Source organism: Chachezhania antarctica (assembly GCF_003646465.1).
Classification (GTDB): Bacteria; Pseudomonadota; Alphaproteobacteria; order Rhodobacterales; family Rhodobacteraceae; genus Chachezhania; species Chachezhania antarctica.
In genome coordinates, this window is sequence record NZ_QZEX01000010.1 from 153,383 (window position 1) to 165,999 (window position 12,617).

General features: G+C 58.1%; 9 protein-coding genes. 7 read left to right on the top strand and 2 right to left on the bottom strand.

Annotated features, from left to right (window positions below; genetic code table 11):
* Window positions 1-116 precede the first annotated feature (116 nt).
* Both D4754_RS18475 and D4754_RS18480 read left to right on the top strand, forming a co-directional pair.
* Window positions 117-929, top strand: a complete 813-nt coding sequence (locus D4754_RS18475; RefSeq protein ID WP_047998086.1) for a DODA-type extradiol aromatic ring-opening family dioxygenase — start codon at window positions 117-119, stop codon at window positions 927-929.
* A 29-nt stretch (window positions 930-958) separates the two neighbouring features.
* Entirely contained in the window at window positions 959-1,852 is an 894-nt protein-coding gene (locus tag D4754_RS18480; protein WP_047998087.1) for an SDR family oxidoreductase, read from the top strand.
* A gap of 78 nt (window positions 1,853-1,930) precedes the next feature.
* On the opposite strand, the gene D4754_RS18485 is transcribed toward D4754_RS18480, so the two are convergent.
* Window positions 1,931-2,629 carry an IS6 family transposase gene (locus D4754_RS18485; protein WP_047998088.1) on the bottom strand — a complete coding sequence of 233 codons (699 nt, stop codon included), beginning with the start codon at window positions 2,627-2,629 and terminating at the stop codon, window positions 1,931-1,933.
* A gap of 225 nt (window positions 2,630-2,854) precedes the next feature.
* On the opposite strand from D4754_RS18485, the gene D4754_RS18490 reads away from it, so the two are divergent.
* Window positions 2,855-3,988, top strand: a complete 1,134-nt coding sequence (locus D4754_RS18490) for a tyrosine-type recombinase/integrase (protein WP_093733201.1) — start codon at window positions 2,855-2,857, stop codon at window positions 3,986-3,988.
* A 103-nt stretch (window positions 3,989-4,091) separates the two neighbouring features.
* On the opposite strand, the gene D4754_RS18495 is transcribed toward D4754_RS18490, so the two are convergent.
* Window positions 4,092-7,508, bottom strand: a complete 3,417-nt coding sequence (locus D4754_RS18495; protein WP_121066474.1) for a DEAD/DEAH box helicase — start codon at window positions 7,506-7,508, stop codon at window positions 4,092-4,094.
* A 117-nt stretch (window positions 7,509-7,625) separates the two neighbouring features.
* Here D4754_RS18495 and D4754_RS18500 point away from each other — a divergent pair, with 117 nt between their 5' ends.
* The 4 genes from D4754_RS18500 (at window position 7,626) to D4754_RS18515 (ending at window position 12,503) form a co-directional block, all read left to right on the top strand.
* Entirely contained in the window at window positions 7,626-8,513 is an 888-nt protein-coding gene (locus tag D4754_RS18500; protein ID WP_114273238.1) for a recombinase family protein, read from the top strand.
* Window positions 8,514-8,954: 441 nt separating this feature from the next.
* Complete coding sequence (gene repA / locus D4754_RS18505; RefSeq protein ID WP_089852475.1) at window positions 8,955-10,157, top strand: plasmid partitioning protein RepA; 1,203 nt, start codon at window positions 8,955-8,957, stop codon at window positions 10,155-10,157.
* The gene (repB, locus tag D4754_RS18510; protein WP_121066477.1) at window positions 10,147-11,106 is read left to right on the top strand and encodes a plasmid partitioning protein RepB; all 960 of its coding nucleotides are present in this window, start codon (window positions 10,147-10,149) and stop codon (window positions 11,104-11,106) included. The genes repA and repB overlap by 11 nt, the downstream gene beginning before the upstream one ends.
* A gap of 239 nt (window positions 11,107-11,345) precedes the next feature.
* Complete coding sequence (locus D4754_RS18515; protein WP_121066480.1) at window positions 11,346-12,503, top strand: helix-turn-helix domain-containing protein; 1,158 nt, start codon at window positions 11,346-11,348, stop codon at window positions 12,501-12,503.
* Window positions 12,504-12,617: the final 114 nt, after the last annotated feature.

Consider the following 12,617-nt stretch of genomic DNA (forward strand, 5'->3'; position numbering starts at 1 on the left):
CCTCGGGCTATGCAGTTACTTTTCCGTTCCTACTTTATTTTTCGCCATGCATCAACTATTCAGTGTCTTCACGAGACACGCGAGGTCTCCCTGCAAACCGGGAAGGACAAACGGACATGGCCCGCCAACCCACGTTCTTCATTCCCCACGGGGGCGGCCCCTGCTTCTTCATGGACTGGAACCCGCCCGATGAGTGGGACCGGCACCGGCAGTTCCTGAAGGATCTGCCGGGCACGCTGCCTGAGCGCCCCAGGGCGCTCTTGGTGATCTCGGGTCATTGGAAAGAGCCTGCCTTTACCATGCAGACCAACCCTGCCCCACCGCTTCTGTTCGACTACGGCGGTTTCCCGCCCCATACCTACGAGTTGACCTGGCCTGCCCCCGGCGATCCGGCGCTGGCGGAGCGCGTGCATGACCTGATCCGCGCCGCGGGTCTCCCCGCCGCAAAGGATGCCGTGCGGGGGTTTGACCACGGCGTCTTCGTGCCGCTCAAGGTCGCCTTTCCGGAGGCCGACATTCCCTGCGTCCAGCTGTCGGTTGCCAGCGATCTCGACCCCGGGCGCCATATCGCGCTTGGCCAGGCCCTGGCCCCCCTTCGCGACGAGGGCGTGCTGATCCTCGGCAGCGGCAACACCTATCACAACATGGGCGTGATGATGCGGAGCCTGCGCTGCGGGCCGCGGGGCGACATCGTTGGCGGCGCGTTCGACACCTGGCTGACCGAGGCGACGACCTGCCCCGATTCCGAGGACCGCAACCGCAGGCTGACGCACTGGTCGGACGCACCCGGCGGCCGGGATGCCCATCCGCGCGAAGAGCATCTCATCCCGCTGCATGTCGTGGCGGGTGCGGCGGGCGACGATATCGGTCGCAAGACGCTGGAGGATCACGTTCTTGGCGCTATCGAAAGCGCCTTTCGCTTCGGTTGAACAGAAACTTGGAACAGGAACACAAAGTCATGTCAATTGACATCAAAGGCCCCTTCATCGTGACCGGTGCCTCCGGCCAACTCGGCAGTCAAGTCATCGAGAACCTGCTGGCGCAGGGGGCCGAGCCCCTTGTTGCAATCACCCGCACGCCGGAAAAGCTCGCGGCCCTTCTGGGGCGTGGGGTCGACGTCAGGGCAGGCGATTTCAATGACCCGGCCGCTCTTGGTGCGGCCTTTGCCGGCGGCGGGCGGCTGCTGATCATCTCGACGGACGACCTTGAGCCGGGCAAACGGCTTGCCGCGCACCGTAACGCGATCGCCGCCGCGCAGGACGCCGGTGTTTCGCATATCGTATATACGTCGCTCACCAACCCGGATGAAAGCAGCCCGATAACCTTTGCCGCCGATCACCGTGAGACCGAGGCGCTGATCAAGCAGACCGGCATCCCGCACACGATCCTGCGCAACTGCCTTTATGCCGATCTCTTGTTGCAGAGCGGACAGCAGGCAATCAATGCGGGGGCGCTATACGCGGCAGCAGGCGAAGGCAAAGCAGGCTATGTCACGCGCGAAGATTGCGCCCGCGCTGCCGCCGCGGCCCTGTTGTCCGAGACCGGATCGACCCTGCGCGACATCACCGGACCCGAGGCCGTCGGCCATGCCGAGATCGCCGCGATCCTGTCCAAAGTTTCCGGAAAGAAGATCCCCTATGTCTCGATCACGCGCGATGCGCTTGTCGAGGCTATGGTCAAGAACGGCCTGCCGGAGTTCGTCGCGGATGTCTTCTCATCCTTCGACGTCGCCATTGCTACGGAAAGTCTTGATGTTGCCTCGCATGAGGTTGAAAAACTGATCGGGCAGAAGGCGGAGTCGGTCCGGGATTTCCTGCTGGCAAACAAAACCGCTTTGACAGGACAGGCGTAAACGACACGCCCAAAGGGCATTGCTAAGTTGTTGGCCGCGTGTCGTAGGGTGTTGCAGGTCTGTAAATTACGCCACCATCTAGATGGTGTATTCTGCCCAGAGGCTGAACGCGTCAGCTCGGGCGTGGCGATATGAGTTTGCGGTGAGTTGAAATCGGCGGGGACGGAAAATCAGGTTGATCTGATCGTGAGCGGATAGAAACCTCTGAGCCTGCCGATGTGACTTGAACCGGCCGAATATCTTCTCTCGCTTCCGGGTCGGCCTGTGTGATCCTTCGATGGCGTTGTTCAATCCCTTGTGGGCGCGGTGGTCAGCGTCCGGTGCCAATGTTTTGATCGGCTTGACATAGCTGCGCAGCTTGTCGGTGATCACGACCCTCGGCTCGCCGAACTGATTGATCAGCCTTTGGAGAAACCGCTTGGCTGCTTTAGCGTTTCGTCGCGTTTTCACGAGAATGTCGAGGACGTCCCCTTCCGCGTCGATGGCACGCCACAGCCAATGTTTCTTCCCTCGAATCGAGATAACGACCTCATCCAGATGCCATTTGTCATTGGGGCGAGGACGATCGCGCCGGACGCAATTTGCGAAATGTGGACCAAAGCGATTGACCCACAACCGGATCGCTTCCCGGCTTACAATCACACCGCGCTCGGCCAGCAGGTCTTCGACGTCGGCCGTGCTCATTGCGAAGCGATGGCAAGCCCAAACAGCGTATGCGATGATTTCGCGAGGGAACCGGAAGCCCTTTAGGCGCAGGATACTGGTTGGGATTTTCATGACGTTGAAATAGCCTGATCATGCAAGCTGAACAACTTGGCAATGCCGGGCGTGCCGGGTGAATGTCATGCTTCAAGCTTACGTCATCACGGCGCTTTCTTCCAGAAAATAGCACTATAAGCGCCTCGCCTTGTCGGCCGCAGCTATGCCAATAAGTTTGCATTATCGGGCACAAAGGAATATGCTGTAACATAGGCTTAAAATGAGTGGATTTTTGGAAAAATGATGGGCGCAGAACACGATAAATCGACCTCAGCACGCTCTGATAAGTTTGATGATGCTCAGGGTAACGAGAGCCGTCAAGAGAAAAGCGACTGGATCGCCCGGCCGGCTCATGTTGCTGGGTCTGGCACCCTCGATCGGCTGGTAGATACCGCCCGCGGCTACGCGCGCGCCGCGGCCTCCGATAACACACTGAAGGCCTACGCAAAGGACTGGGCGCACTTCGCGCGCTGGTGCCGACTGAGGGGGGTGGAGCCCCTGCCCCCCTCGGCCGAGATGATTGGCCTTTACCTCGCGGATCTCGCCTCCGGGTCCGGTCCCTCACCATCGCAGTCCACGTTCGGACCGCAGTCGGCGTCCCGCCCCCTGTCTGTCAGCACGATCGAACGTCGCCTGTCAGGCCTTGCCTGGAACTATGCGCAACGCGGCTTCACCTTTGAACGTAAGAACCGCCACATCGCAACCGTCCTTGCCGGGATCAAGCGCAAGCACGCGCGACCGCCCGTGCAAAAGGAGGCGATCCTGGCCGAGGACATCCTCGCGATGGTGGCCACCCTGCCCTACGACCTGCGCGGGCTCAGGGATCGGGCGATCCTGCTGAACGGTTATGCGGGCGGTATGCGCCGGTCAGAAATCGTCAGCCTCGACGTGCACAAGGACGACACGCCGGATTCTGGTGGCTGGATTGAGATCTTCGACAAAGGCGCCCTGCTCACGCTCAACGCCAAGACCGGCTGGCGCGAGGTCGAAATTGGCCGCGGCTCCAGCGATCAGACCTGCCCGGTCCAGGCGCTGGAACAATGGCTGCACTTTGCAAAGATCGACTTCGGCCCTGTCTTCGTCGGCACCTCGCGGGATGGCAAGCGCGCATCTGAAACACGCCTGAACGACAAACATGTCGCACGACTGATCAAGCGCACGGTCCTCGACGCCGGCATCCGATCCGAACTGTCCGAAAAAGAGCGCCTGGCGCTGTTTTCCGGCCATTCCTTGCGCGCCGGTCTCGCGAGCTCTGCCGAAGTCGATGAGCGCTACGTCCAAAAGCATCTTGGTCACGCCTCAGCCGAAATGACCCGCCGCTATCAGCGTCGCCGCGACCGGTTCCGCGTAAACCTGACCAAGGCTGCGGGGCTGTAATCTTCGGACCTTCGGCGCGTTTGCCAGAAATGGTCAGCAACACCTCAAGCCGGAAGAGCCGCGTTCGCATGCTTTGGCGCAACGTCTAGGCGGCGAGCCCCTGTCACACCCCGAGCGGCGCAAACAGATCTTGCAGTATCGCCTCGTCCAGCAACGGGCCAGCCTGTCCCCCATCCTTGTCGAACAAGGCGTCGGCCAGCGCCTGTTTGTGCGACTGCATGTCCAGTATCTTTTCCTCTACCGTGCCTGCAGCGACCAGACGATGCACGAATACCGGTTTGTCCTGACCTATGCGATGGGTGCGGTCCATGGCCTGACGCTCCACAGCTGGGTTCCACCATGGGTCATAAAGGATCACCGTATCCGCCTCGGTCAAGGTCAGCCCAAGACCACCGGCTTTCAGGCTGAGCAGGAAAACCGGCGCAGTGCCTTTTGCAAAGCTTTCCAGTACATCGGCACGCTTTTGCGTCTGGCCCGTCAATGTCAGATGGGGGATACCGGCGGCCGCAAGATCCGCTTCGATCAGATGCAGCATTTCAACGAATTGCGAAAACACCAGAACGCGGCGACCCTCGGCCACAAGCTCGGCCAGCAATTCACGCAAACGCACGCGTTTGGCGCTGTCCGCCACCGCGCGCGCCGCGTCAGTCTTGACCAGCGCGGGGTCGCAGCACACCTGCCGCAGCTTGAGCAGCGCATCGAGCACAGTAATCCGCGCTGCGGCCAGACCACGGGCGCTGATCGCCTCGCGCACCCGGGCATCCATGGTGCTGCGCACGGTTTCATAAAGCGCTTGCTGCGGCTTTGGCAGCTCCACCCGTTCCAGGATTTCGGTCTTAGGAGGAAGTTCGGTTGCGACCTGCTCCTTGGTGCGACGCAGCATGAAGGGGCGCAGCCGACGGTTGAGACGCGATTGTGCGACCGCGTCACCATGCTTTTCGATCGGGGTGCGAAACAGTTTCTGAAACTCTTTTCTATACCCCAGAAGACCCGGATTCACCCAGTCGATCAGTGTCCAAAGGTCTTGCAGCGAGTTTTCCAGCGGCGTGCCGGTCAGCGCCAGCCGCCCCTTGGCAGGAATGTTGCGCAGGCTCTTGGCCATTTGCGACGCAGGGTTCTTGAGGGTTTGCGCTTCGTCCAGGATCACCAGAGGCCACTCTGTCGCTGTCAGCCAGTCTTGATCACGCGCCAGCAACGGATAGGTGGTGACGACCAGATCGGCGCGCAGAGCCTCGTCGCGCAGCGCCGCCCGGCCTGTGCCATGCAGGACCACGAGTCGAATATCCGGTGTGAATTGCGCGGACTGCATCTGCCAGCCATGCAGCAGGCTGGTCGGTACGATCAGAAGCGCCGGGCCAGCTGCTCCTGCTTCGCGACGTGCCTGCAAGAGGGCCAACACCTGAATTGTCTTGCCCAGCCCCATATCATCCGCCAGAACTCCGCCAAAACCGGCTTCGAGCAAGCTGCCCATCCAGGCGGAACCATAGGCCTGATAGGGGCGCAACTGCGCGCGCAATCCCTTTGGTGGAGCAAAACTCTCGGCCTCGGCCAATGCCTTCAGGCTACGAGCCAGCGGAATGATCCCGGCGTTATCGGCGAAGTGTACCGAGCTGCCTGCCAGCGCCTTTTCTGCCAACCGAGCGACATCGGCATCCGACGGGTGCAGCGCGCCCAACTCGGCATAATGCGTCAGCACCAGATGGAGTAGGGGTGCCAGCGGACTGAGGTCCAGGGGGGCATAGCCCGCCTTGCCCCGGTTCAGGTAAACCGGCTTATCGGACAGATGCTGCGACAGGACGTCGACATCCGGCACGGCGTCCCATTCGTCACGCACCTGTTCAAGAAAGGCCGCGATCAGGGGCGCGACATCCACTGGCTTGCCGCCGATCTCGGCTTGAAACCCCAGCGAGAACCAGTCGTTGCCGTGGAATGCGTCGCCTGCCTCGGTCTGTGTTGCAACCGTCAGCGCGGCAGCTTCATCGCTCAAACGGAAGGGCCACTTTGATGTTTCAATGATTTCCCAGCCTTCGGTCCGCAACCCGGGCAGCGTCCGGAACGCAAACTCGAGACCATCGCGCGACGACAGGAGGCGCATACTGTTCGCGCCCATCTCCTCCTCAGCGAAGACGAAATCGCATTGCAGCATTCGAGCGCTCGGCAAAAGATAGTCCATTTCGTCAACGGGTATCGCCCCTGCATCCATCAGTCGGATGACGCAAGCAGCTTCCCATTGATGATCGCGCGTCAGCGTTACGACCTCGTTGTTTTCAACGACCCGGGGGTCGGCGTCGCCTTCCCAAACCTCCTGCCCGTCATAGACAAAGCGCAATGTCAGTGTTGGCAGAGTGACAGAAACGCTGTCCCAACGCCTATAGCCGTCACGCGCGCTCTCCGCTCCAAGCGTCAAACGGGCGATGCGTTTATGGGCCGCGCGCCGTCTCTGTCGCGCCACATGCGGCGGCGGCAAGGCCAGTCCAGCGAGCGTGGCGGGCATCTCCGCAGCCAGGGCCGCCGCTTCATCGGGCGCGACTTGGGGAGCGCTCTGGACAAGCTGCAGCGCCTCAATCTGCACCGGCTGTGCCAGCGCCCCGATCTGACCGTGCGCGGTGTTCACCCATAGCGCTGCCCCGTCCAACGCCCGCAACTCCAACTGTATGCCGTCTGCGTCCTCAAACCCCAGGCTCTGACTGCCATCCGCCGCCATGCGCCAGGCCAGTCTGGCCTTTGGACACGCTTCTGACCAGCTCAACTCCGCGTCCGGAGAATTGTCATGGAGGAAGCGACCCGTGTCGCACAAGCGCCGGATCAGGGGCAAAGCATCCTGCCCCTTTGGCTTGAACATACCGGGCAGGCCGTAGCTATAGTGCGTTTCCCACAGTTGGGTCTGCGCCAGCGCAGACAAAAGCTCCAGATCGGTCGGTCGGATGAATTTTGCCACAGCGTTGCTGCGCAGCGCATCATAGCGCCGGATCGCCTTGTTCAGGCCTGTGCCAGCAGCATTGATACGGCCCTTGTAAATGTCGATCCTGACTTTTGTTTCATTCGGGATCAGGACATAAAGCAGGCGTTCCTTCACCTTGTCCGGATAGTCCTCGGGACGTGCCTCAGGCGGCACTAGGGCTGTCGGCTGCTGCTTGACACGGGTCAGCCAACCCCGCACCGGTGCTGCCAGTTGCGGGGAGCTGGAATCGCGTTCCGCCGATGTCATCAAAACAGCGACCACGTGCTTGCAATTATGCCCCACCGGGCAAGAGCAAATCCCGTCCACAAAGCTGTTGCTCAGGGTAATCCGCTGTTGGTAGCTTTCCCCGCGCCCATTCAACACACGCCCGCGGATACTCCCATCCGGCAGAGGCTCGACCGTCGCGACCAGACCGCGATGCGCATAATCTTCACCGCGTTGCAGCGTGCCGACATCAAAATAATCCCTCAACCGTAAGTCCATGCAACACCCCAATGCCCGCCCCGCAGACCCGGCCCACAGGTCTCCCGCATATTCTTCCAGATAGCGGTTTTCCATTGCGCCGCCTATGTGGAACTTACAGAAAAAAGGTGGCACCAACCTCCGAAACGTTATTCTTCTGCCATCAATCGGTCGTTTAGTGACGGTATATGAAACTGCAAACGGCCTGTTTTGATGCCTTTAATCGGTTATGCACGCGTCTCGACAGAGGATCAGACCCCCCTGCCCCAGTCGCAGGCCCTGAAATCCGCAAGCTGCGCCGAGATATTCGAAGAGCAAGCCTCGGGCGGCAATCGCGCCCGGCCGGTGCTTGCGCGCGTGCTGGAGCGGATCGGCAAGGGCGACACGCTGGTCGTAGTCCGCATCGACCGCCTGGCGCGATCACTCTCCCATCTACTCGAGGTGATCGAACGGCTGGAAGCCAAGGGGGCCTTCTTTCGCTCGCTGCTGGACCCAATCGACACTGCGTCCCCGCAGGGCAAATTTACCCTGCAGGTTCTGGGCGCGGCGGCCGAGTTCGAACGCGCGCTGATCCGTGAGCGTACCAAAGCGGGGCTGGCCAGCGCACGCAACAAGGGACGCGTCGGTGGGAACCCTGGTCTGCGCGCCAAGGATCCTGCAGCGTTGCGCAAGGTCCGTCTGGCGCGCCAGGATGGATATATGGAGCGCCTGAACGAGACGGCGCAGGATTGGGTGCCACATGTCCGCCGGTTGCGCCCAGACATGGCCTGGGAAGATGTGCTGCGCATCGTAAATGCCCCCCTGCCCGAAGCGCGTCGCTGGACGCAAAGCCGCCTGCGGCGTGCCGTGAAGGCCTACGTGCGCGACGGCTTCCTGTCTGAAGCCGTTCTTGGCCGTGCCGGGCGACGCGAGACGGACGACCGCCTGCCGGCCATCGTCGCCGCCATCAAGGGTGCAGACCCTGATATCACGCTACAGGCGATCTGCGTCCGCTTAGAAGCGATGCGCGAACGCACACCGCGCGGGCGAACCAGTTGGCAACCGTCTTCGGTCAAGATGTTGCTGGAGCGTGCTCAACGCCTAGGCTTACTCTCTAAGTAACGGGATACGGCATACAGCAGTCACTAGATCGTTCAAACTTTGGGCTGTACAAAGGAATCGCCAGAGCTGCGCTAAAGAACCTATAAGTGGTCAGAGCGGCATGAATTGCGTTACTGAAGCTGGTAGTGACGTTTCAACTGCTCACCCTCGCCGGGGTGAAATGTTGTCCTGTGGATAAATCTTGTATAAGATAATCTAGTTAAACCAACTGCTTAGCATGAAGTCATGATGCGCTGTCTTAACGTCAGCGCTTCATATGGTGGTTACCTCCTCCGTCAGCACAAGACGGCCGCAAACATTTTTTCTTGAGTTTCCCCATTTCTCGCGTCATAGCTGTAACGTGAAAAGAAGAAAAAATACGTCCTTCGCGTTTCCCGATGCTCCGAACGGTAGCCTATATCGAGTAACGCAGACGGGACGATGTGAGGCGGACGAACAAAAATGCATCCAGTGCTGCATGATAAACTAAGAGCAGACGCAGACCGGCTTTCCGAAGCCCTTGAACACATGTCCAAGCTCTTCCTAGCGCCAAAAGAAGAAAAGACGCTTCGGAGCTTCACTACCGCTGAAGTGGCAGAGTTGTTGCGTGTAAGCGATGGCTATCTGCGAAAAGCTCACTTCGACGATCGCATCCCCGATGTCGAGCAAGGCTCTAACAACAAACGCCTCTACACCGCCGAGAAGATTCTCGAGATCCGCAATATTCTGTCACAGAACGCTAAAGACCCCTACCAGTTCCTTCCTGGTCGACGTCAGGGCGACAAACTGCAAATCTGGTCCACTGTTAACTTCAAAGGCGGCTCGAGCAAAACGACAACGACCGTAACGCTTGGGATGAGGCTAGCGTTACGCGGCTATCGTGTGTGTCTGATCGACGCAGATCCGCAAGCCTCGCTCACGACCTTTTTCGGATATCAGCCCGAGATCGATTTCCGTAAGGGCGGAACGCTCTATGATGCAATCCGCTACAACGACGGCGAAATATCCCGAGTCCCGATCACCGACGTTCTACGTAAGACCTACTTTCCCAATCTGGACTTGGTTCCTGGAGGGATCATGCTCTCGGAGTTTGAAACAGAGACCCCTATGGCATTGAGCCGTGGTGAGCAGCCGGTGTTTTTCAATCGGATTCGAGATCCGATACGCCAGGTTGAGGACGAGTACGATGTTATCCTCATCGACTGCCCCCCTCAGCTTGGATATCTCACGATGTCGGCAGTATGCGCATCAACTTCACTGCTCATGACCATTATCCCCGAGCGCGTAGACCTCGCTTCAGCCAGCCAGTTTCTCACCATGGCATCTGGTGTTTTGGAAGTACTTCATTCCAACGGAGGGATCGGCGCCTACGACAATTTTGCGTATCTGCTGACCCGGTTTGACACAGCCATAAGTACGCAGCAAGATTTGGCCGAATGGATCAGGCAGTTGCTTGGTGACAGTGTGATCAAGTCCCCATTCGTTAAGTCGTCTGCCGTAAGCGAAGCTGGCTTGTCCCAGAAGACAATCTTCGAGGTGGATCTTGCCGGCTCGAAGAACCGGAAGACTTATGATCGCGCCTTGGAATCCGTGATCAGCTTCTCAAACGATATCGAAAAGATGATCCAATCCGCATGGGGTCGAGGAGGCAGCAATGAAGCGTGATCTACTTGCCAAAAGCCTAGCGCAAATGGGTTCCAAACCTTCTGCGGCTGTCGAGGAGAACGACCAGAAGCCCGGCGAAGGAGCCCCTCGCTCGCTGAAAAGCATGTCAGACGTGCTCTCTCAAGTTTCGGCCCAAGCTTCCCAAGAAGTGGATGTCAGCGAAATCTCGGATTCCGAAATTGCAGACAGGTTTGACGTGGCCGAGGGGCTTGACGATCTCATTGAGTCGATCCGGACTTCTGGTCAACAGCTTCCTGCCCTGCTTCGGTATCGGCGTGGAGTCGGCCCTCGCTACGAAGTTGTCTATGGTCGCAGAAGAATCGCAGCCTGTCGGGCGCTTGGGATCAAGGTCAAAGCCTACATCAAGGAAATGGACCAACGTGAGGCACTTGTCTCTCAAGCCTTAGAAAACTCCGCTCGCCTCGAACGAAGTTTCATTGAACAAGCTATCTTCGCAATCAAGCTCGAAGAACAGGGTTTCACCAGGGCAGAAATCGGAGATGTCCTCGCAGTCGACAAGGGAACCCTCAGCAAGCTGATAAGTGTAGCGCGCGATCTTCCTGATGTGCTGATCTATGCAATTGGCGCTGCTCATGAGGCAGGGCGGCGACCGTGGCTCGAACTCAGGCGACTCATCAAGATCGAAACTGCTGTGACAGACGCTGAAATGCTCTCGCTGGTTCCTGACAATGGTACGCCAACTGAAAAGCTGAGCGCTCTCATTGAGGCGCTTCAGGCTGCTGAAGGCAAGAGCAAAAAGGCTGTAGGTTTGGCGGCAAATGCTGCCTCTCCTAACCCACTGTCCAGATTAAAGGACAGGCCGGTCTCGTTTAAGGCAAAGGGCAAGCGCCTTATGATCGAGGTATCGGAACAGAAAGAACGAGGCTTCATCGGTTTTGTCGAAGCCAACCTTGAGAGACTCTACGACGAGTGGAAAAAGAATCCATGAAGCTGGCGCAGATCCACAAACGATAAGCCATTGATTTCGTTACGGTTGGCCGTGGCCAACCTATGGAAAAGATAGAAGCAAACAACAAGGAGGCAGACAAGCGCGCAAAAAGAAACCCCCCGAAGGCGGTGAAGCTCTCCAGAGGGTCCCGATTTACTAGCACTATATTGGTACTCCCAAAAACGAATCACTGCAACACCGATTTCGGTGCCCGGTCGCATTTTGCCGTCTGAAATCATATGAAACAGGAACAAGTCGCGACTTCAGCAGTCGAGGCGCAGGATAACTGTGCCTTGCAGGAGCCCATTGCCTTTGCGGGAATGGGCAGCATCGAGCAGCAACCTTCTTTCAGACCGATCACGAGGCGAGATTTGATGGCCGCGGTCAACACCGTCTCCAAAGACCTCGGACTGCGCGCAGCCTCTGTTATGGTGATTGATGCTCTACTCAGCTGCCTCCCTTGCAAAGATTCCAAATCAGGTCTCGATAGACCTATTTCGCCACTAACTTTGCTTACCGTCTACGCGTCCAATAATACACTTTGCTTTCGAGCCAAGGGGATCACCGAGCGACAGCTCAGGCGTCATTTAGAACGCCTAGAAGAAGTTGGGCTGATCCAACGCAAAGACAGTGCTAACGGGAAACGGTTCCCAATTCATCGCGGCGGGAAGGTTATCGGCGCATTCGGCATTGACCTTTCCCCTCTCCTGGCACGGGCAGAAGAACTTTTTGCCCTCGCCCAAAAGCGTCGTCAGGAAGCCGATGAGCTGCGCGGTCTTCGCTCCTATATCCAGAAGCTGCGTATGGAATGTTTAAGACTACCCGTAGGCGAAGACGTAAGTACTTTCTTGGAAGGAACACGCAACATCATGCGCCGCGCCAGTACGACGCTAGTGCAAGCCCGCGCAATCATTGACAAGCTTACAGACGTTCTCATGGGCGTGGATCAGGCCAATACAGAAGGAACCCAAGCACCTGTTGCCACGATAGAATCTAAAACCACCACCATAAATCAGCCACAACAGAACCTTGATGATACAGCCACAATGACCGCCACAGACGGTCGAAATGTCCGGCACAAAGAACCACAAAAATCATATACAAAAAAAACTACGCCAGATTCAAACACAGAGTTTTGGAACAGTCTGACAGTCCTGTCTGAGTTCTATCCCAGTACGCCTCGAACAGAGCGCGCTATGGTGCAAATAATCTTCGAGTTTGGAAAGATGCTTAGAATAGCTCAGGTTACCCTAACGAAAGCGATTTCAACAATAGGTTACGCGAAAACACTAATGGTCCAAAACCAGATTGCTGGCAGTGCAGAGCAAATCTCCAACCCTGACGCATACCTAGCTCGAATCATTTCAGCTACCAAACATACCTTAGGGCATCTCTAAAAATTGCCCTGACCTTGGCGCTGCGATATCGTGACTTGGTGAACCGGCATATAGGGGATGCAGCAATGACGCAGATGGGTTTCTTTGATCTTTCGGACCGTTATGCGAGCCTTG